Here is a 19,818-nt window from a genome sequence, read left to right on the forward strand (position 1 = left end):
AACACACATGCAATTGAATGCCTCTGAAATCAGTAATCTAATCAAAGACCGCATTGCCGGTTTTGATGGTGCTGCAGAGTCTGGCAGTGAAGGGACGGTCGTTAGCATCGCTGATGGTATCGCTCTTATTCACGGCGTCTCAGACGTAATGTATGGTGAGATGGTTCAATTTGATGAAAACACTTTCGGTATGGCGCTTAACTTAGAGCGCGATTCAGTTGGTGTCGTTATTCTTGGTGAATACGAGCACATCTCTGAAGGTGACAAAGTCACTTGTACAGGTAAGATCCTAGAAGTACCAGTAGGACCGGAATTAAACGGTCGTGTTGTAGACGGTCTAGGTCGTCCTATCGATGGTAAAGGGTCAATTGACACAAAAGTCACGTCACCTATCGAGCGTATCGCTCCTGGTGTTATCGACCGTCAATCTGTTGACCAGCCTATGATGACTGGTATCAAGTCTATCGACTCAATGATCCCGGTTGGTCGTGGTCAGCGTGAGTTGATCATCGGTGACCGTCAGACTGGTAAAACAGCAATCGCTATCGATGCGATCATTTCTCAAAAGAACACTGGTGTTAAATGTGTCTACGTAGCGATGGGTCAAAAGGCTTCTACCGTAAACAACGTAGCACGTAAACTTGAAGAATACGGTGCTTTGGAAAACACGGTAATCGTTGCGGCTAACGCGTCGGATCCGGCTGCTCTTCAGTACATGGCTGCGTATGCAGGTTGTGCGATGGGTGAGTACTATCGTGACCGTGGTGAAGATGCATTGATCATCTATGATGACTTGACCAAGCAAGCTCAGGCTTACCGTCAAATCTCATTGTTGCTACGTCGTCCACCAGGACGTGAAGCTTTCCCTGGTGACGTATTCTATCTACATTCCCGTCTACTTGAGCGTGCTGCTCGTGTAAGTGCGGATTATGTTGAAAGATTCACTAACGGTGAAGTAAAAGGTAAGACCGGTTCATTGACTGCTCTTCCTATTATTGAAACCCAAGCAGGTGACGTTTCTGCATTCGTACCGACAAACGTAATTTCGATCACTGATGGTCAGATTTTCCTTGAAACTGGTTTGTTTACTCAAGGTATCCGTCCTGCTGTGAACGCGGGTCTTTCTGTATCACGTGTTGGTGGTGCTGCTCAGACTAAAGCGATCAAGAAATTAGGTGGTGGTATTCGTCTTGATTTGGCACAGTACCGTGAATTGGCGGCCTTTGCTCAGTTCGCATCTGATTTGGATGCAGCGACTAAAGCGCAGTTGGAACGTGGTAAGCGTGTAACAGAATTGATGAAGCAGAAGCAATATTCACCTCTTACTATCGCAGAGATGGCAACGTCTTTATATGCAGCTAATGAAGGTTACTTGGACGATGTAGAAGTCGAAAAAGTATTGGACTTTGAAGCAGCATTGCATGCCTCCCTAAACTCAGAACACGCTGAACTAGCCGCCAAGATCAATGAGAAAGGTGGTTGGGATGATGAAATCGTTGCAGGTGTTAAAGCTTGTATCGAAGCCTTCAAATCAAACGGCGTTTACTAAGATAAGGGGTAGGCCATGGCAGGCGGTAGTAAAGAAATACGAGCCAAAATTGGTTCCGTAACAAATACCAAGAAAATCACCAAAGCCATGGAAATGGTGGCGGCTTCCAAAATGCGTAAGGCGCAAGCCCGCATGGATGCTACCAAACCATACGTCGAAAAAGTGAAGAGAGTCATTGGACACGTTTCAGGTGCTCACCCTGAGTATAAGCATCCTTATACTCAGACTCGTGAAACCGTCAAGCGTGTTGCCTTAGTCGTAATCTCTTCTGATCGAGGTTTATGTGGTGGTTTAAACTCAAACTTATTCCGTAAAGCTTTACCACAGCTTAAAGCGTGGAAAGAGCAGGGTGTAGAGGTTGAGCTTGCACTGGTTGGTGGTAAAGCACAGACATTCTTCCGCAGTTATGGTGGGAATGTGGTTGCAACTGTATCTGACCTGGGTGACACACCTCACATTGAGGACTTAGTTGGTACCATCAAAGTTGTTTTGGACAAGTTTGATGCGGGTGAAATTGATGAAGTTCATTTGGCTTCTAACGTTTTTGTCAACACTATGGCACAAGACCCAACAATCCAACAGCTAGTTCCTCTTGAGTCTGTTGAAAAAACTGACGAATCGCATTGGGATTACCTTTATGAGCCTGATGCTAAAACCGCATTGGATTTATTGATGCGTCGTTATGTTGAAAGTACCGTTTTCGGTGCTGTTGTTGAAAATGCTGCGTGTGAGCAAGGTGCTCGTATGATTGCAATGAAGAATGCAACAGACAATGCCGGTGAAATGATTAAAGAGCTGAAATTGTCTTACAACAAAGCTCGTCAGGCAGCAATCACAGCCGAACTATCGGAGATTGTGTCCGGTTCATCCGCTGTTTAAGTTTGAAGGATTTCAATAAAAGGTTAAAGATTATGAGTGGAAAAATAGTACAAATTATCGGCCCGGTTATCGACGTCGAATTTAAAGGTGCTGATTTACCAAAAATCTATGACGCGTTAAAAGTTGATGAACTGGATCTTACTTTAGAAGTTCAGCAACAAGTCGGTGATAACGTAGTGCGTGCAATCGCAATGGGTTCTTCAGACGGATTGAAGCGTGGCATGGCAGTTTCTAATACTGGCGAAGCGATCTCGGTACCAGTAGGTAAAGCGACACTAGGGCGTATCTTTGATGTTCTAGGTAACCCAATTGACAATGCGGGTCCTGTTGAAGCTGAAGAGAAAATGACAATTCACCGTCCTGCTCCGGCATTTGACGAACTAGCGGCTTCTCAAGAGTTGCTAGAGACAGGGGTTAAAGTTATTGACTTGATCTGTCCGTTTGCTAAGGGTGGTAAAGTTGGTTTGTTCGGTGGTGCCGGTGTTGGTAAAACCGTTAACATGATGGAATTGATCCGTAACATCGCGATCGAGCACTCTGGTTACTCAGTATTTGCTGGTGTAGGTGAGCGTACTCGTGAAGGTAACGACTTCTATTATGAAATGGAAGAGTCAGGAGTACTTGATAAAGTTGCTCTTGTTTATGGTCAGATGAATGAGCCACCAGGTAACCGTCTACGTGTTGCTTTGACTGGTTTGACTATGGCTGAATTCTTCCGTGATGAAGGTCGTGATATCTTGTTCTTCGTAGATAACATCTACCGTTATACCTTGGCCGGTACCGAAGTATCTGCCTTGTTGGGTCGTATGCCATCTGCGGTAGGTTACCAGCCTACACTTTCTTATGAAATGGGACAGATCCAAGAGCGTATCACGTCAACCAAAGTTGGTTCAATCACCTCTATCCAAGCAGTATATGTACCTGCGGATGACTTGACTGACCCGGCTCCTGCTACCACATTTGCTCACTTGGATGCGACTGTTGTATTGAACCGTTCGATCGCTGAAACAGGTATTTATCCTGCAATCGATCCTTTGGATTCAACTTCTCGTCAGCTTGATCCTCAGGTTGTTGGTCAGGAGCACTATGATGTAGCACGTGGTGTACAGCAGACACTTCAGCGTTATAAAGAGCTTAAAGATATCATCGCTATCCTAGGTATGGATGAGCTTTCAGAAGAAGACCGTGCTCTAGTAGCGCGTGCTCGTAAGATGCAGCGTTTCTTCTCTCAGCCTTACTTCGTAGCTAAAGTATTCACTGGTGAAGATGGTCGTTATGTTTCTTTGAAAGAAACTATTCGTGGTTTCAAAATGATTATCTCTGGTGAAATGGATGATGTTGCTGAGCAGGCATTTATGTATGCTGGTGACATTGATGAAGTCCTAGAGAAAGCTAAAAAATATAAAGGTTAATTGATCATGGCAGTCACAATGCAAGTCGATATTGTAAGTGCAGAAGGCGCGATCTTTTCTGGTAAAGTTGAGATGCTTTATGCACAGGCTGCCGATGGTGAGGTTGGTGTTATGCCTCACCATACCCAGTTCCTTAGCCAGTTAAAACCTGGAACAGTGCGTGTCGTGAGCGGTGACGAAGAACAACATTTCTACGTCAACAGCGGCATCATTGAGATACAGCCGAGTGTGGTAACGGTATTGGCCGATACTGCTATTCGTGCTGCCGATCTTGACGAAGCTGAAGCCGAAGCGGCTAAACAGCGTGCTGAAGAAGCAATGGCGAATGCTAAATCTGAGACCGACATTGCGCGTGCTCAGGTCGAACTAGCAGAAGCGGTTGCTCAAATTCAAGCGATTTCTAAACTGAGAGATCGTTTGCATAAAACTGGGTTGGCTTAATTGTTAATCTTTGTTAATAAAGCGGCTTTTTAGCCGCTTTTTTTTCGCCTATCGTTTTATTTAGCTGCTTACTATCAACCCTATCTTCTGAAACAATTCGTGTAGTAAACTACACTTACTTTTTGTGTTGACTTCGTGAAGTAAGCTGTCAAACGCTATCCGGTAGCTCGTATTAATTTTGTTTAGTTTGTATATCAATAGGCTCAGTTTGAATTTATTAATATATGAATTAGTTTTTGGTAGGAATCTATATGTCATTAAAAGTTGTTATTCTTGCGGCGGGTAAAGGCACTCGTATGCGCTCTCAGTTGCCTAAAGTGCTGCAACCCCTAGCGCAACAACCCCTGTTGCAACATGTTGTTAATACGGCGTCTACCCTTGATGCAACACAGATTGTTACGGTAATCGGTCATGGTGCAGAAACAGTCCAACAGACCATTAAAGGCGAACATCTTGAATTCGCCTTGCAGGCGGAACAGTTGGGTACCGGGCACGCCGTTGCCCAGGCTAATGACTATTATGGAGAGAATGATACAGTATTGATTCTGTATGGTGATGTGCCATTAACGGCCCAGTCAACGCTTAAGGATCTACTTTCCTTGGTCGATGCTCATCATCCGCTGGCTTTGTTGACAATCCGCCTTGCGGATTCCAGTGGCTATGGGCGCATTGTGAGAAATCAGCATCATCAAGTTCAGGCAATTGTCGAAGAGAAAGACGCCACAGCCGATCAAAAATCCATCCTTGAGGTCAATACCGGTATCATGGCAGTCAAAGGCGCTTATCTTAAGAGTTGGCTAGGCAAACTCTCTTCAGATAATGCGCAGGGTGAACTTTATCTAACGGATATTATCGAGATGTGTGTAGCGGATGGGTTTCAGGTTCATACCACTCAGCCCGATTCCGAGATTGAAGTGCTGGGTGTCAACGATAAAAAACAGCTTCAGGACTTGGAGCGTCGTTATCAGCGTCAACAGGCGGAGCAATTAATGCGCTCTGGGGTGACGTTGATGGATGCAGGCCGAGTGGATGTTCGCGGTCAGATTGAAGTCGGTCAAGATGTGAGTATTGATGTGAATGTGGTATTTGAAGGTCGGGTTAAACTCGGTGACAACGTCCAGATTGGAGCGAATTGCATCATCAAAGAGAGTGTGATCGCGGACAACACCATTATCCATGCGTTTTCTCATATTGAAGATTCCCAGATTGAACAGGCCTGTGTCATTGGCCCTTATGCAAGGTTAAGGCCGGGCACGGAGTTGGCATCAGAAGCTAAAATCGGAAATTTTGTTGAAGTTAAAAAATCCAAGATAGGCTTTGGTTCAAAGGTCAATCATTTGAGTTACATTGGAGATACCCTGATGGGAGCTCATTGCAACATTGGTGCCGGCACCATTACCTGCAACTACGATGGTGTGAACAAGCATCTGACAGAAATTGGTGAAGGGGTGTTTGTAGGCTCGGACAGCCAACTGGTTGCCCCGGTCAAACTGGGTGACGGCGCAACGATCGGAGCGGGTTCCACCATTACCAAAGAAGTGCCTGCAGAAGAATTGACGCTTTCGCGTTCCAAGCAGATTACTCTGAAAGGCTGGCAGAAGCCGGTTAAAAAGCCAAAATAAGAAACTTAACTATGTTGAAACACCGTGAAATCAACCCCAAGATCTGTGACCGTTTTAAGCAAAAGATGTCAGAACAGGGATGGCAGATCACCCACCAGGATGTTGGTCAGACTGAATTGGTCGGTTACGGCTATATCATTGTATGGGAACTTGACGGCAATAAGGTGGTTTTACATTACGCCGACCGCCAAGGCGTGGCGCAGGCCAATTTGGAAGTATCCAGCATGGTATTTGATGCAGTCCAAAGCCTAATAAACAAATTAGAAGAATCTGTTTAGGAATTCATGGCCAAATTAGACGTTTATTTATCCTTAACCCGCTTGAATCGACCGATCGGTATTTATCTGGTGCTGTGGCCGGCTTTGTGGGCCCTATGGTTGGCCTCGGATGGTCTGCCAGATACTTGGCTGTTGTTGGTGTTTACATTGGGTGCGGTACTGATGCGTTCGGCGGGCTGTGTGATCAACGATTATGCAGACCGTAATTTTGATGGTGCGGTCGAGCGAACCTGTCAGCGTCCATTGGCGACAGGGCAAATCTCATCGAAGGAAGCCTTACTTTTTTTTGCTGGCCTCTGTCTGCTCGCTTTTGCGTTGGTTGTGACATTGAACCCGCTGACGATCGGTCTCTCTTTTGTGGCCGTCGCTTTGGCGGCTCTGTATCCTTTTATGAAACGCCATACCTATTGGCCGCAGGCATTTCTGGGGGCCGCTTTTGCCTGGGCAATTCCGATGGCGTTTGCGGCTGTCCAAGGCAGTGTGCCCTGGCAGGCCTGGCCTGTTTTTGTGGTTACCTTGATCTGGTCCCTGATTTACGACACCGCTTATGCGGTGGGGGATAAGCCGGATGACTTGAAGGTGGGCATTAAATCCACGGCCATTTTATTTGGAGACTCATTGGCGCAGATTGTCGGTTTGTTCCAGCTGTTGATGTGGGGCTTGCTGGTATGGATCGGAGACCTGTTCGAACTCGGTTGGATTTATTATTTGAGCCTGCTTTGGGTGGCAGGCCTGTTTATTTATCACTATTTTGAACTGCGTAAACAGGATGCCAGCTTAGCCTTTCGTGTGTTTTTACAAAATCACTGGATTGGACTGATTGTTCTCGGTGGCATTGTCTTGGACAGCCTGCTTTAAATTCATTGCAGTCGACTCTCTCTAGGCAATTGCAGTATCGGTTCCAGGTCGAGTTGCCAGTTTGCCGAGTGCAGGGCTTGGCCGAAGATTTTCAACAAGATTCCTAACACATCGGGCTGAAACGGCAAACCAATGCCTGGTCCTTCTTCAGGATCCAGATTCAGTTGAGGGTGATCGCTATCCATCTCTTTGAAAGCAATCCTCGTCAGCAGAACCGGCTCTTCTCCCAGCGGATATTCGGGACTTTCTGGCTCTTCATAAAGCGTATCGAAATCGTTCAAATCCAGATCATCTTCAGCCGTTTCCGTTTGATTGGCCAGAGTCTGTTGCGGAGGAAACAAGGTTTCGCCGGTTTGCGGATGCTGGCCTTGTAAGGCCGGAATCAGCAAGCGCAGGTAGCGTCGCGTAATCCATGCAGAATAGACACGTTGATTGTGTGTCTTTATTTTTAGGAGTATTCTATCTTCTATGGCATCGTAAGACGCTTGTATTTGGGAAATGGCATCGGACATAAATGGATATCGGGGTGTGATTCTTTTGAGTTGCTTTAAACGTCACATTATAAACGGCTTGTGTGGGTTTGGGGTGTTAATCCTGCCTTTGTCTCTGACTGCTTCTCCCTCTCTCCCAGATAGCGACCCGACCGTATCCGATTCCCAAACTCCGCAGACTCAGCAAGGTCCGACAAAGCCCAACCCCCCTCAAAACTCTTACCTGCTACAAGGGGTCGAAGACACCTGGTTATTGCAGGGTATTGAAACCCTGGAGCGTTTTCAGGGATGGTTAGGCACCCATGTTCAGGCAACCGGACAAGGCATTGATGATTATTTCGGTTCCGACGAAGCCTTCGAGCGCTCCGTCGGCAATCGTTTGGATATTATGACGCCGATGGTGTTTCACGATTCCGGACAGGTAGAAATGTCTATGAGGTTGCGTGCCAAGTTCGCCTTGCCAAAAATTCAGAAGCGCTGGCAGTTTCTGATCACCTCCGAAGATACCAGCGTCAAAGGTCAGGTCAATGATGATTTGGCGCGTGAGGTGATTGAACAGGAAGGCACCACCTCCCTTGGATTTCAGGTGGCTCTAGAGGAATTTGATAAGCTGGCTACCTTGCTCGATTTCGGGATCAATTTCCAAAACATTGTCGATCCCGATCCTTATGTCCGTCTCAAAAAGCGTTACGAGTGGCCCGTTGAGGGTGGTTGGACCACGCGTATGAGTCAAAATCTGTTTTGGGAGCGTTATGCCGGCCCAGGTCTGGAATCCAAGCTGGTATTCGATAAAGACTTGGATGCGGAATATCTGTTCCGTAGCCAGACGGACGGGGTTTGGTGGCATGACGACGAGTATTATGACCTGACACAACGCTTACTGCTTTATCAGAAGGTCAATCCACATCGCCTGTTAACCTATCAGGCACGTTGGAGCTGGGATACCCGCGATGTCGGCACGCATATTACCGACTATGGCGCTGCGCTCAACTGGCGAGAACTCGCCTATAAAAACTGGCTTTATTTTGAGGTGGAGCCCGGCGTGGCTTTCTCGGAAAGTAATGACTTTTCAAAAGCCGACTTGACCTTGATGTTGATGCTGGAGATGCGGTTTTTCGAGCCTTAAAAGGTTCATTTTTGCAGAATCGGCGATAGAAATACTTCGGTCAATAAGAGCGGAGCTTGCTGTTGACGAAACAGAGAGCGCCGGGCAAAACATTTTTTGTCAGACTGTATTAAGCCGTTTTGATTCAAATGCCGGTTTAATAGTGGCCAGTCATCAACCGACTGCTGGCTGAATTCAAAATCCGAGCGCTCTACGTTCTTGAGTTCAAACAAGACCTCTCCTAAAGGTTTGTTGCCGAGTTTTTGAAGCCAAGACCAGGGGTTGGCGAATGGTGGGTTTGGAATGACGGTGCGCGCAAACACCCAGCTAGTGTGGCCACATTTAAGCACCACGCTACGAACCCAGACTTTTTGATGCAAACTCAGGCCTAAAGCCCGGGCCTCACTCGGTAGCGGACATTGCCAGCCTTCAGACAGAACTTCAACCTGCATAGTCGGACAGGCCTGTCGAATCTTACGCGTTAACGAACCCGAAGTACTCAGCCACGAGGCCATTTCCTTAGAAACGGGCAGGCGTTTGAGCAGTGAGGCCGGCTTCCAGTGTGTATGAATCAAAACATTTTACCTTTAAGCATGTTGGTATTCGATTTTTTCGCCGATCCAGCGTTCTTGCAGTTTATTAACCTCAGCCTGATCATTTTCAACCAGTTGAGCCGACCAATATTGCGCCAAAGGAATCCAGACGCCGTCACGTTTCAAATCGGCGATACGAAATTGTAAACCGCCGGTTTGACGAGTGCCGAGAATTTCGCCCGGCCCGCGTATTTTTAGGTCTTCTTCGGCAATTCGAAAACCGTCATCAGTTTCACGCATGATTTGCAGGCGGGCTTTTCCGGTTTCCGAAAGCGGTGGCTGGTATAGCAGTACGCAATGGCTTTTCAGACTTCCACGACCGACACGTCCCCTTAATTGGTGCAGTTGCGCCAAGCCCAAACGTTCTGCATTTTCGATGATCATCAGACTGGCATTAGGCACGTTTACCCCGACTTCAATCACAGTGGTGGCCACCAGAAGATCGAGTTCGTGCGCTTTGAAAGCCCGCATCACTTGCGCCTTCTGGTCACCTTTTAGACGGCCATGAATCAATCCGATGCGCAGTTGCGGCCAGCGGTCGGCAAATTGCGTGGCGGTGACTTCTGCCGCTTGGGCATGCAGCAATTCGGACTCTTCAATCAGCGGGCAAACCCAATAAGCCTGCACACCTTGTTGGCATTTCTCGGCCAGGTGGCTCATGACGTCCCCGCGTTTTTCATTGCTGATGACGGCGGTATCGATGGATTGACGTCCGGGCGGGCGCTCATCGATCACCGATAGATCTAAATCGCCGTAGGCGGTCATGGCCAGCGTGCGCGGGATAGGCGTGGCGGTCATAATCAACTGATGCGGGTGATATTCCGTACTTTCGTTCGTTTGGATGTTATCGTCTTCCAGCACGATTTTTTGGCCTTTCTGTTGTAAAGAGAGGCGTTGATGCACGCCGAAGCGGTGTTGTTCGTCAATGATCACCAAGCCTAAAGAGTCAAAATTGACCGATTCCTGAAACAGGGCATGGGTGCCAATCACCACCTTGGCCTGTGTGGATTCCACTCGACTCAAGGTATGGCGTTTTTCCGCCGCTTTCATTTTTCCGCTGAGCCAGGCGGTTTCGATGCCAAGCGGTTCAAGCCACTCAGTGAATGCATTGCGGTGCTGTTCGGCGAGAATTTCCGTTGGCGCCATAATGGCGACCTGATAACCGGCCTCGGCGGCCTGGATGGCCGCCAGCGCCGCGACAATGGTTTTTCCGGAACCCACATCTCCCTGAACCAGGCGCTGCATGGGATGAGCTTGAGATAAATCCTGATGAATCTCCTGCAACACCCGCTGTTGGGCCGCCGTCAGTGTGAAAGGCAGGGAGGCAATCAAGCGGCTGGCCATTCGACTGGGCGGTAAAGCCGGCGCAAGGCGTTGCTTTTCCAGCTGGCGAAGCTGCTGCAGACCAATCTGGTGGCTAATGAGTTCTTCAATAATCAAGCGTTGTTGCGCCGGGTGTTGAAATCGTTTGATCAGCCCAAGGTCGTCATCCGGCTGCGGTTGATGCAGGGTGACAATGGCCTTATTCAGGTCGGGGAGGTTTTCGGCCTTGAGCAGTTCGGCGGGCAGGAGCTCTTCCAGCGGGTACTGCTTTAAAAGAGCCAAGGCTTGTTTCATCAACTTGAGCAGGCTGGCCTGTCCAAACCCTTCGGTTGTCGGGTAAGTGGGGGTCAACGTATCTTCCAAAGAAGGAGGGTTCTGCGCATCAATGAATTGATAGGCGGGGTGTACCATTTCAAAGCCGTTAGGTCCGGTGCGCACTTCGCCAAATACCCGCAGGGTTTTTCCGCGGGTGAACTGTTGCGCCTGACGGTAATGAAAATGGAAAAAACGCAAAGTTAAAAACACCCCGCCGGGTGACTGAATTTTAACCAACAGACTGCTGCGGCGACCTTTGGTGAGATGTTGCGAGAAAATCGCACCCTCAACCAGCACTTCCTGACCCGGCAGAAGGTTTTCCATGGGAGTCAGACGAGTTTTGTCCTGATAGCGCAGCGGCAGGTGAAACAGCAAATCCTGAACCGTCGAAAGACCGAGGCGCTGGAGCTTTTCGAGCTGTTTGGGGCCGACGCCTTTTAAGTTTTGAATGGGGTAGCTGGCTAACATGGATGTCATCAAGTAGGTGAATGACACGATTTTATCAAAAACCGGCAGGCCTGGTTGCGATATGCAGGACTGCCTTGAAGGTTAAATGCTTCCTGTTGCGATGAGTTTTGTATGTTTCACGTGAAAAGTCAAAGATCATAAGGCTTGCGCATTAAGCAACGCGGCTATTTGCAGGCATCAGTGGTCACCAGGCGATTTAGCCTTGTGCGATGAAATCTGAGATTTGAAAAAATACCTATTGTTAACAAGCATACAGCCCTCACTTTTAAGAGAGTGGCAAACGAGTGAATCCATACCATTTAGATACGTACTTTATATAGCTTATGCTTCTGTGGTGGCATGTTTAGTGCTAAAGTTTTTTGGATTTTAGAAGGTGAATGCTATGTTTTTTGGAAAAAAATTTAAACAATTACAGCGACAGCTGGCAGATTTACAGCAGAAGTTCGATCAACTAAAGGCTGAAAATAGCCGTCAGAGTCAAACCATTGAAAACTTGGAGCAGCAATTGCAAAGTGCTCGACATGAGCTTGCCTCCAATTCAGAAGATCAGTTTGATCAGACTTCGGTTAAACGCCTGTTTGAGTCCTTGGGTGCTTATGCAGACGGCATTAAAGTGTTTCAAAACAATATGAATACGCTGGGGGATAACCTTTCAAACGGGCGCCAGGATGTATTGGGATCGTTACAGGTTTCACAGTCGGCGCAACATGATTTGAGCAAAATTTCTACAGGTATCCAGCAGTTGAATGAAGTGGCGCTTGGTACTTCCACATCGGTGACCTTGCTCGAAGAACGTGCTGAGGCGATTGGCGGAATCATCTCTTTGATTGAAGATATTTCTGAGCAAACCAATCTGTTGGCCTTGAATGCGGCCATCGAAGCAGCGCGTGCCGGAGAAGCTGGTCGGGGGTTTGCAGTGGTGGCCGACGAAGTGCGGATGTTGAGTTCCAAAACCGCACAGGCGACAGCAGATATTTTTAAGTTGGTTTCGCAGATTCAGCATGAAGTTAAAAGTTCTCAGAGCCAGATCATGGACCTCTCCGAACAAGCCAGTCATTTGAGTCAAAAGGGGGAATCCGCCAATCGAAGCATTTCCGATCTGATTGAGTCAAATCGAAGTATGGAGGGTATTATTTCCGCTGGGGCGTTACGTAGCTTTGTGAGTGCCGCAAAGGTCGATCATAACGTCTTTAAAATGGAAATTTACAAGGTGTTCATGGGATTGTCCGATTTGACGGCGGAGGCTCTGAGTGATCATCAGCATTGTCGTCTTGGAGAGTGGTATTATCGCGGTGAGGGAGTGAATTGTTACTCGAAGTTGCCCGGATATGGTGAGCTTGAGCAGCCACATATAGAAGTTCACAACCTTGGCAGGCAGGCTTTGCAAGCTTTTGAGCTGGGGGATAAGCTGGGTGGAATTGAATTTTTAAGCCAAATGGAAGTGGCCAGCGCACAAGTAGAACAAGCGTTAGAAGTGATAGCCTCCGCCGGGGAAGCTGACAAGCGTTTACTCTGCAGTGACGGAGAGACTACCTGACATTGTCAACCCGTCTACTCAGACGGGTTAAATCGCATCGATCGTCACATCATCAATAACTCGACAGCGCCATCACACCATCCATTTCCACATCGGTGTCTTTAGGCAATTGTTTAACCGCCACCGCGGCTCTAGCCGGATAAGGTTGTACAAAGTATTCGGCCATAATTTCATTCACCGTCGCAAAGTGACTCATGTCGGTGAGAAAAATATTCAGTTTGACGATATCTTGCAAGGAGCCACCCGCTGCTTCACATACGGCACTCAGATTTTTAAAGACTTGGTGAATGCGTTCACTGATTTCGCCTTGCGCCAACTCCATGCTTTCCGGAATAAGGGCAATTTGACCGGAGAGATAAACGGTATTTCCAAAACGTACCGCTTGTGAGTAGGTTCCGATTGCTTGGGGGGCATTGGGGGTTGAAATGATGTCTCGCATGTAGGGTCCTTTTATTCTGATATTAATGGGCTTGTTGATGGGCCATTTTATCCAAAATGAACAGGCCTGTCAGGAATTGAATTTTAATCAGGGTTAAATGTGTTTTAACAAAATGAGCAGGCCTGTCAAAATTGGTAACAAGTTGAAAATTCTATTTTTTTCACATCGCATTGAGTTTTTTTAACTAAAAACCCCAGTCTTGAACAGGATTAATTGCTGTTCTTTTATTCTTATAAAACAAGGGCTTAACCAGGGTGTACGAGCATTGAAAACTTCTATATATAGAGTTCACTCAATCTTAAATATCGTTTCTTTCAATTAGTCAATGGAAAGTCTTCTCTCTAATATTGACCCTGAATTTAATTCAACTCCAAACCTTAAGAGGAGAAATTCTATGTCTACACAAACTTTTGATGCCGGTGTACAAGATTATCAGTTGACCTATTGGACGCCTGATTATACACCGCTAGATACAGATTTATTAGCGTGTTTTAAAGTAACGCCACAAGCTGGCGTACCTCGTGAAGAGGCGGCTGCAGCCGTGGCTGCAGAAAGTTCAACTGGTACTTGGACAACCGTATGGACGGATCTACTGTCGGATATGGAATACTACAAAGGCCGTTGTTACAGAATTGAAGATGTTCCGGGTGATAAAGAAGCGTTCTACGCATTCATTGCTTACCCGCTAGATTTGTTTGAAGAAGGATCAGTGGTTAACGTATTGACCTCTTTGGTAGGTAACGTATTTGGTTTCAAGGCCGTACGTGCTCTACGTTTAGAAGATATCCGTTTCCCAGTTGCGTTCGTTAAAACGTGTATGGGTCCTCCAGCAGGTATTCAGGTTGAGCGTGACAAGTTGAACAAGTATGGTCGTCCGATGTTGGGTTGTACCATCAAGCCTAAGCTTGGTCTTTCGGCTAAAAACTACGGTCGTGCGGTTTATGAGTGTCTTCGTGGTGGTCTTGATTTGACCAAAGATGATGAAAACATCAACTCACAGCCGTTCCAGCGCTGGCAGAACCGTTTTGAGTTCGTAGCCGAAGCCGTAGATAAAGCGACTGAAGAGACTGGTGAGCGTAAAGGTCACTACCTGAACGTTACCGCTGGTACGGTTGAGCAGATGTTAAAGCGTGCCGAGTTCGCTAAAGAACTGGGTCAGCCAATCATCATGCACGATTTCTTGACCGCTGGTTTCACTGCAAACACTACACTTGCAAACTGGTGTCGTGAAAACGGAATGTTGTTACACATTCACCGTGCTATGCACGCCGTAATCGACCGTAGCCCTAAGCACGGTATTCACTTCCGCGTATTGGCTAAGTGTTTGCGTTTGTCAGGTGGTGACCACCTACACACTGGTACGGTTGTTGGTAAGCTGGAAGGTGACCGTGGTGCAACATTAGGTTTTGTTGACCTATTGCGTGAAGACTTTATCCCAGAAGATCGCTCACGCGGTATCTTCTTCGACCAAGACTGGGCGTCTATGCCAGGTGTGTTTGCTGTTGCGTCAGGTGGTATCCACGTATGGCACATGCCAGCACTAGTCAACATCTTTGGTGATGATTCCGTACTACAGTTTGGTGGTGGTACACAGGGTCACCCAGGTGGTAACGCAGCGGGTGCAGCAGCTAACCGTGTGGCATTGGAAGCTTGTGTTAAAGCACGTAATGAAGGTCGTGACCTTGAGCGTGAGGGTGGTGACATTCTTCGTGATGCAGCACGACACAGTAAAGAGTTGGCTGTGGCATTGGAAACTTGGAAAGAGATCAAGTTTGAATTTGATACGGTTGATAAGTTGGATGGCTAAAACCGGTTAATGATTGCTTAAACACGAAGCACATTATTTAAATTGTAGGAGATTACAAATGAGTAACTTAATGACTGATGATTATCGTACTAAGTATACGCTTGAGACTTTTTCATTCCTTCCGGATTTTAATGCCGACGAGATTTACGACCAAATTGTATACATCATCAACCAAGGCTGGACACCTGCTCTAGAGCATGAAGTTCCAGAAAAAGCCTCTCGCCATTACTGGGGTATGTGGAAGCTACCTTTCTTCGGTATGCGTGATCCTAACCTGGTACTTCAGGAAATTGAAGCTTGTCGTCAAGCCTATCCTGATCATTTGATTCGTGTAATTGGTTATGACAACTACACGCAGTGTCAGGGACACAACTTTGTGGTATATCGCCCAAGAGGCATGTAAGTCAAGGTTGTAAGAACTTAAGCAATGAATAAAGGGAGGCCTTTAGCATGAGTGGAATGACAAATGCCCCTAGTGGGCGCGCACAAGCTATGGCACGCCGCAAATCAAGAGCTTCTGGTAATAATGCGCCAGCGATACCTACCCGGGCACAGAGCGCTCCAGCTCCGGCTCCGGTTCCCGTCGAAAGTGCACCCAGTGCACCGAGACGGGAGGTGGTAGAGCCTTCAGTTAGAAGACCCGCTCGTCCTGCTCAGCCAGTTGTGGTTGCAGAAGGAAGAGAGGCTGCTAAACAAAGAAGAAAGCAAACGACGCGTGGACAAACTGCAAGTAGTCAGCCTCACCCTAAAGCCAAGGCACGGGAAAAGAAACAGCCTGAGCCGATTGTTGAACCACGTGCTAAGACAGCACCTAAAGCAAAAGCCAATCGTGCTGATGCTTCAGGGCGCAGAAACACCGTTAACTCAACAGCCGTTGCAGATAACAGTGGACGCAAAATGTCTAAAGCATGGCGTAAGGCATTGGCAAAAGGTAAGGCAGGCGAAACGGCTTACAAGTCTAAGACTGGACAGACTGGCTCTATTGCCAAAATGGCCAATCCGGACGCCTCGACTCGCGAAATTGCTCGCTCGGTAAGAGCGCAACGTTGCAGTAAAGGTAAGGCCAGTTGCAGTGCGACACCTGAGACAGCTAAAAAGCGTCAGAGCTCAAGAAGTCGTACGAACAACGCACCTGAAAAGGTTGGAATGTCAGAAACCTTAAGTGGTCAGTCCGTATCCGGGACAACCCTTGGTCAAGGCGCCTTAACCGGAGCAGAGACGGGTGCTTGTCAACTGGTAAGCGGTACGGAATATTTAGGAATGGAAGAGTTCAAAGCACATTGTTCCGACACTCCTAAAGCCGCACCGGCGAAGGTGACAACCACGCAAACCACCAAAGGTCAAACGATCAGCGGTAACAAAATGGGTCAAGCCAAGAGCGTGACCGGCGATCGCGCAGGACAATGTTCAGGTGTTACCGGCACCGACTATTTGCCAGCCGATCAAAGTGATTTGATTTGTGGTACGAAAATGGATAAAGGAGCGGCTCCGCAAGGTGGGTTTACCATCAACCCGGGTCCATCGCCAAAATCCAATAGTGGCCGATCAGATTCTTTGAACGGTAGTGAGCGAAAAGTCAGTGGCGGTAATGATTACCCGGCCATGTCCGGTTCGATTCAGCCAAAATCAAGAGGCACTGAGGAAGCGCCTAAGAAAGTGGTGATGTCGAGTACCTTTGCCGGTAATGCAACCACTGGTACGCAAGTTGGTCGTCCAGAATCGGTAACGGGTGGCGATCGTGGCTACTGCAAAAATGTGACTGGTACGGGTTATCAGGGTAAGGAAGAAGTAGAGACGGTTTGTCAAACTTCGGCACCAACAACGACCCCTAAAAAGGTCAATGTGTCAGGTACCTTTTCCGGGCAAACCGTGACCGGCGATCGTAGCGGTGGTAATGACAACATTACCGGTGGTGAAGCCGGACGCTGTAAGGCGGTCAGTGGAACACCGTATATGGGTAAGGAATCTTTTGCAGCCAGTTGTTCTGCTGAGGAGCAGTCAGCCGCGCAAAAAAAGCATGAACCCATGGCGCGTCAAAACGGACACGCTTTGACAGGAATCCAACCCGGGCCGCAAGGTTTGACCGGAGCGCAGAAAGGTGCATGTGAATTGGTTTCAGGAACGCACTATCAAGGTGCTGATCAAACCAGTTCAATGTGCCAAAGCTCTCAGGCGGCCAACCCGGGAGAGTCGGATTTTCCGATCATGATGTCGGATGCTGCCTCGGTAGATATGTCACAGCCTTTACCGGAAGTTGAAGCTGCACCTCAAGGTAGCGTCATCACTGGTGACGGTTGGGACAGAGGCACCAAGGTAACTGGTACCGACGGGCCATGGGCAACCCAGCGCAATCCTTCGATTCGAGGGATGCAGGGACAATCTCCAATGGGGGCGTCTAATTATAGACCAAACTCAATGGAAGAAGTTCCTCAGAGCCCGATCACGGGATCAGCCGGGAATACCGGTGAAGGCGCGAAAGTGACTTTGTCTGGCGGAGCCAGAGCATAGTTCAGTGAATAGGTGATGAAGATGTTAAACGCAAAATATCGTGAAAAATCTTTGTTCTGGCGGCCAATACCTCCGCCAGCTCATCTCAAGAAGCAAGCTTTCAATGGGGCTTCTGATGGGCTGGAGAGGGGATCCTTGACTTCAACCGAAGTTGGGGGCAATCCTTTGGTTCAGGCAGCACAGAATGAATTATTGCGCGACTATGAAATGCGTATTAAAGCCGGATTTGATGAGATCGCAACCGTTGTTCAGCGACTGCTGGTGCAACAGAAGCGTCCGGATTTCAACAAAGTGCTTGCGGAGATTGTCAGAAAAGAGTTGGGGATTCATCTCAGTCAAGAGCAGGTTGTTAAATTTACCGAAAACGGATTTGACAGCAATGCTTTTTATGGAGAATGCGTTTTTGCTCAATTCATGTCGATGTCTAAAGAATTCTTTGAACAGGATCCGTTGCAAGGTCAAAACAAAACCCAGGCAGAGCGGGTTTTCAAAGAAGCGGGTTTTCATGCGGTAGGGGTTGCCCCTTGTGCCGATGGACGTTTAGCACATTTCATCAGCTATGTACTGAGACTGCCCTACTCGGTAACCAGAAGGAAAGCCCATGCGGGTGCCTTATTTGATGTAAGTGAAAGCGTGCGTAATTGGGTGTTTATTGAGCATAGCCGTTTTAGAAATGGCGTGCCCAATTCAGCCGATGAACCGACACGTTATTTAAAGATAGCGGTTTATCATTACTCCAAGTCCGATCCACATCATCAAGGATGTGCGGCACACGGCAGTGATGATGCCAAAGCGGCTGAAGCGGCTCTGTCAAAATTGAAAGATTTCAGACAGGCCATTGAAAACCGGTTTGGGTGCGGTTCGACCGTGCAAACGCTGTTAATTGGAATGAATACGGATGACGATAGTCTGAAAATACACGTTCCAAACCAACAAGGAAAAGTGTGTCTAAAACGCTTTGTCGAAACCGACGCGCTTTTCCACCAGACAAACAATATGAATGCCGAGCAAGCCAGAGATCGCATTCAACAAGTGGTTGACCAGTGCAATGTGCAATTGGGTTCCAGCGCACCGGTTGAATCGATGAACAAACTGATTGCTTGGTTCATTGAGAATAATTTTTCTCAGATTGCGTATGTTCAAAAATTTGAAAACGGTTGTTATTCAGATATCGGACATGCAGAAAGATTTATTGGCATCGGTAACGGGTTTGAAGAAGTTCAGCTGCGTAACCTGACTTATTACAGTTTTTTGGATACTGTTGAAGAAGGACTGAATGACGTCAATGTTGGCATTAAGATTTTTACCGGCCTGAACCTGAAAAGAGGTTTGCCGATTCCAATCATTATTCGCTGTGACTATGACGGAAGAGTACCAGGATCGAGAGATCGGGCCGAAGAAAAAGCCAGACGGATTGAGCAAGCCTTGCATGATCGTTACGCCGATTTATCGGCAAAAAGTCAATTGCAAACCTTGTGTACGCTGAGAGACAACACTGGTAATCATGCGGCTGAGAAGATTCCCGGTCTGATATCGCTGTAACGGAGAAGGAGGGATAGGATGAAGATTTTTAAAGTTGAAAAAACCTTAGTCTCCACCAACCGCATCGCCAGTATGGAGCACAAGCCTCTATTGGTGGTAGCGGAGAAGGAGGGTGGAACCCCTCAAGTTGCGGTCGATCCAGTCGGCTGTAAGCCGGGAGATTGGGTTTTATGTGTAGGTAGCTCGGCCGCACGTGATGCCAGCGGCATCAAGGGATATCCCAGTGATTTAACCATTGTTGGGATCATTGACAGATGGGAGGTGAGCACCGATGGAGATACATCAAGTTAAACACAGACTGATTATGACCAGTCGGCTTGATGGGATGGGTCATCTTCCCATCAAGGTGCTACAAAGCGTATCAGGTGCCACTTTGGTGGCACTGGATCCGATTGGTGTGAAAACCGGAGATTGGGTTTTTACCATCGCCAATTCGGCGGCCAGAACCGCTGCGGGTGACGACAAGATTTTAACGGATTTAACGGTAGCCGGAATTATTGATAATTGGCCGCCAAAAACGACTTAATAATGATGTAACAGGAGAAATAACATGAGCGAATATGGAATTGCTTTAGGAATGATCGAAACCCGCGGTTTGGTACCGGCGATTGAAGCGGCGGATGCAATGACCAAGGCGGCGGAAGTTCGTTT

The 19,818-nt window shown here is 47.6% G+C and carries 20 protein-coding genes; 16 read left to right on the plus strand and 4 right to left on the minus strand.

Going from position 1 to position 19,818, the window contains the following annotated elements; translation table 11 throughout:
* The first annotated feature begins 7 nt into the window (after positions 1 to 7).
* The 7 genes from atpA to ubiA all read left to right on the plus strand — a co-directional run bounded on the left by atpA (position 8) and on the right by ubiA (position 7,039).
* Positions 8 to 1,549, plus strand: a complete 1,542-nt coding sequence (gene atpA, locus B076_RS0100700) for a F0F1 ATP synthase subunit alpha (RefSeq protein ID WP_028485622.1) — start codon at positions 8 to 10, stop codon at positions 1,547 to 1,549.
* A gap of 15 nt (positions 1,550 to 1,564) precedes the next feature.
* Positions 1,565 to 2,428 (plus strand): F0F1 ATP synthase subunit gamma, encoded by an 864-nt coding sequence (gene atpG, locus B076_RS0100705; protein WP_028485623.1) that lies wholly within the window; start codon positions 1,565 to 1,567, stop codon positions 2,426 to 2,428.
* 29 nt (positions 2,429 to 2,457) lie between these two features.
* On the plus strand, positions 2,458 to 3,840 hold the full coding sequence (atpD, locus tag B076_RS0100710) for a F0F1 ATP synthase subunit beta (RefSeq protein ID WP_028485624.1): 1,383 nt from the start codon (positions 2,458 to 2,460) through the stop codon (positions 3,838 to 3,840).
* Positions 3,841 to 3,846: 6 nt separating this feature from the next.
* A complete protein-coding gene (locus B076_RS0100715; protein WP_028485625.1) occupies positions 3,847 to 4,281 on the plus strand; it encodes a F0F1 ATP synthase subunit epsilon in 435 nt (144 codons plus the stop codon).
* A gap of 251 nt (positions 4,282 to 4,532) precedes the next feature.
* Entirely contained in the window at positions 4,533 to 5,903 is a 1,371-nt protein-coding gene (gene glmU / locus B076_RS0100720) for a bifunctional UDP-N-acetylglucosamine diphosphorylase/glucosamine-1-phosphate N-acetyltransferase GlmU (RefSeq protein WP_028485626.1), read from the plus strand.
* Positions 5,904 to 5,914: 11 nt separating this feature from the next.
* Positions 5,915 to 6,181, plus strand: a complete 267-nt coding sequence (locus tag B076_RS0100725) for a hypothetical protein (RefSeq protein ID WP_028485627.1) — start codon at positions 5,915 to 5,917, stop codon at positions 6,179 to 6,181.
* Positions 6,182 to 6,187: 6 nt separating this feature from the next.
* Complete coding sequence (gene ubiA / locus B076_RS0100730) at positions 6,188 to 7,039, plus strand: 4-hydroxybenzoate octaprenyltransferase (RefSeq protein WP_028485628.1); 852 nt, start codon at positions 6,188 to 6,190, stop codon at positions 7,037 to 7,039.
* Between the two features lie 2 nt (positions 7,040 to 7,041).
* On the opposite strand, the gene B076_RS0100735 is transcribed toward ubiA, so the two are convergent.
* Entirely contained in the window at positions 7,042 to 7,551 is a 510-nt protein-coding gene (locus B076_RS0100735; RefSeq protein ID WP_028485629.1) for a hypothetical protein, read from the minus strand.
* A gap of 25 nt (positions 7,552 to 7,576) precedes the next feature.
* Here B076_RS0100735 and B076_RS0100740 point away from each other — a divergent pair, with 25 nt between their 5' ends.
* The gene (locus B076_RS0100740) at positions 7,577 to 8,656 is read left to right on the plus strand and encodes a hypothetical protein (RefSeq protein WP_157753483.1); all 1,080 of its coding nucleotides are present in this window, start codon (positions 7,577 to 7,579) and stop codon (positions 8,654 to 8,656) included.
* 5 nt (positions 8,657 to 8,661) lie between these two features.
* Here B076_RS0100740 and B076_RS0100745 read toward each other — a convergent pair whose 3' ends face one another.
* Both B076_RS0100745 and recG read right to left on the minus strand, forming a co-directional pair.
* Positions 8,662 to 9,210 (minus strand): chorismate--pyruvate lyase family protein, encoded by a 549-nt coding sequence (locus tag B076_RS0100745; protein ID WP_084205662.1) that lies wholly within the window; start codon positions 9,208 to 9,210, stop codon positions 8,662 to 8,664.
* Between the two features lie 12 nt (positions 9,211 to 9,222).
* A complete protein-coding gene (recG, locus tag B076_RS0100750; RefSeq protein ID WP_084205663.1) occupies positions 9,223 to 11,334 on the minus strand; it encodes an ATP-dependent DNA helicase RecG in 2,112 nt (703 codons plus the stop codon).
* A gap of 382 nt (positions 11,335 to 11,716) precedes the next feature.
* Here recG and B076_RS13380 point away from each other — a divergent pair, with 382 nt between their 5' ends.
* Positions 11,717 to 12,871 (plus strand): methyl-accepting chemotaxis protein, encoded by a 1,155-nt coding sequence (locus tag B076_RS13380; protein WP_051347082.1) that lies wholly within the window; start codon positions 11,717 to 11,719, stop codon positions 12,869 to 12,871.
* A 52-nt stretch (positions 12,872 to 12,923) separates the two neighbouring features.
* Here B076_RS13380 and B076_RS0100760 read toward each other — a convergent pair whose 3' ends face one another.
* Positions 12,924 to 13,310 (minus strand): RidA family protein, encoded by a 387-nt coding sequence (locus B076_RS0100760; protein WP_028485634.1) that lies wholly within the window; start codon positions 13,308 to 13,310, stop codon positions 12,924 to 12,926.
* 394 nt (positions 13,311 to 13,704) lie between these two features.
* Between B076_RS0100760 and B076_RS0100765 the strand changes: the two genes are divergently transcribed.
* From B076_RS0100765 to B076_RS11645, 7 genes are all read left to right on the plus strand, one after another.
* Positions 13,705 to 15,117: a form I ribulose bisphosphate carboxylase large subunit gene (locus B076_RS0100765; RefSeq protein WP_028485635.1), complete on the plus strand. Its 1,413-nt coding sequence runs from the start codon at positions 13,705 to 13,707 to the stop codon at positions 15,115 to 15,117.
* Between the two features lie 58 nt (positions 15,118 to 15,175).
* Positions 15,176 to 15,520, plus strand: coding sequence for a ribulose bisphosphate carboxylase small subunit (locus B076_RS0100770; RefSeq protein ID WP_028485636.1), 345 nt, complete (start codon positions 15,176 to 15,178; stop codon positions 15,518 to 15,520).
* A gap of 47 nt (positions 15,521 to 15,567) precedes the next feature.
* Positions 15,568 to 17,625 carry a carboxysome assembly protein CsoS2 gene (csoS2, locus tag B076_RS0100775; protein WP_084205664.1) on the plus strand — a complete coding sequence of 686 codons (2,058 nt, stop codon included), beginning with the start codon at positions 15,568 to 15,570 and terminating at the stop codon, positions 17,623 to 17,625.
* A gap of 135 nt (positions 17,626 to 17,760) precedes the next feature.
* On the plus strand, positions 17,761 to 19,167 hold the full coding sequence (locus tag B076_RS11640; RefSeq protein WP_245566290.1) for a carboxysome shell carbonic anhydrase: 1,407 nt from the start codon (positions 17,761 to 17,763) through the stop codon (positions 19,165 to 19,167).
* Positions 19,168 to 19,185: 18 nt separating this feature from the next.
* Positions 19,186 to 19,458, plus strand: a complete 273-nt coding sequence (locus tag B076_RS0100785; RefSeq protein ID WP_028485638.1) for a carboxysome peptide A — start codon at positions 19,186 to 19,188, stop codon at positions 19,456 to 19,458.
* A complete protein-coding gene (locus tag B076_RS0100790; protein WP_028485639.1) occupies positions 19,439 to 19,693 on the plus strand; it encodes a carboxysome peptide B in 255 nt (84 codons plus the stop codon). Before B076_RS0100785 ends, B076_RS0100790 begins: the two co-directional genes overlap by 20 nt.
* A 24-nt stretch (positions 19,694 to 19,717) precedes the next feature.
* A partial coding sequence (locus B076_RS11645) for a BMC domain-containing protein (RefSeq protein ID WP_038150296.1) occupies positions 19,718 to 19,818 on the plus strand: 101 nt, incomplete at its 3' end.

Source organism: Thiomicrorhabdus chilensis DSM 12352 (genome assembly GCF_000483485.1).
Lineage (GTDB): Bacteria > Pseudomonadota > Gammaproteobacteria > Thiomicrospirales > Thiomicrospiraceae > Thiomicrorhabdus > Thiomicrorhabdus chilensis.

Coding starts and splice junctions, on each gene's coding strand:
- B076_RS0100790 (WP_028485639.1), top strand. CDS start 19,439: ATGGAGATACATCAAGTTAAACACAGACTGATTATGACCAGTCGGCTT.
- atpG (WP_028485623.1), top strand. CDS start 1,565: ATGGCAGGCGGTAGTAAAGAAATACGAGCCAAAATTGGTTCCGTAACA.
- glmU (WP_028485626.1), top strand. CDS start 4,533: ATGTCATTAAAAGTTGTTATTCTTGCGGCGGGTAAAGGCACTCGTATG.
- atpA (WP_028485622.1), top strand. CDS start 8: ATGCAATTGAATGCCTCTGAAATCAGTAATCTAATCAAAGACCGCATT.
- B076_RS0100715 (WP_028485625.1), top strand. CDS start 3,847: ATGGCAGTCACAATGCAAGTCGATATTGTAAGTGCAGAAGGCGCGATC.
- B076_RS0100770 (WP_028485636.1), top strand. CDS start 15,176: ATGAGTAACTTAATGACTGATGATTATCGTACTAAGTATACGCTTGAG.
- B076_RS0100735 (WP_028485629.1), bottom strand. CDS start 7,551: ATGTCCGATGCCATTTCCCAAATACAAGCGTCTTACGATGCCATAGAA.
- recG (WP_084205663.1), bottom strand. CDS start 11,334: ATGTTAGCCAGCTACCCCATTCAAAACTTAAAAGGCGTCGGCCCCAAA.
- B076_RS0100785 (WP_028485638.1), top strand. CDS start 19,186: ATGAAGATTTTTAAAGTTGAAAAAACCTTAGTCTCCACCAACCGCATC.
- B076_RS13380 (WP_051347082.1), top strand. CDS start 11,717: ATGTTTTTTGGAAAAAAATTTAAACAATTACAGCGACAGCTGGCAGAT.
- B076_RS0100760 (WP_028485634.1), bottom strand. CDS start 13,310: ATGCGAGACATCATTTCAACCCCCAATGCCCCCCAAGCAATCGGAACC.
- B076_RS0100765 (WP_028485635.1), top strand. CDS start 13,705: ATGTCTACACAAACTTTTGATGCCGGTGTACAAGATTATCAGTTGACC.
- B076_RS0100725 (WP_028485627.1), top strand. CDS start 5,915: ATGTTGAAACACCGTGAAATCAACCCCAAGATCTGTGACCGTTTTAAG.
- csoS2 (WP_084205664.1), top strand. CDS start 15,568: ATGAGTGGAATGACAAATGCCCCTAGTGGGCGCGCACAAGCTATGGCA.
- ubiA (WP_028485628.1), top strand. CDS start 6,188: ATGGCCAAATTAGACGTTTATTTATCCTTAACCCGCTTGAATCGACCG.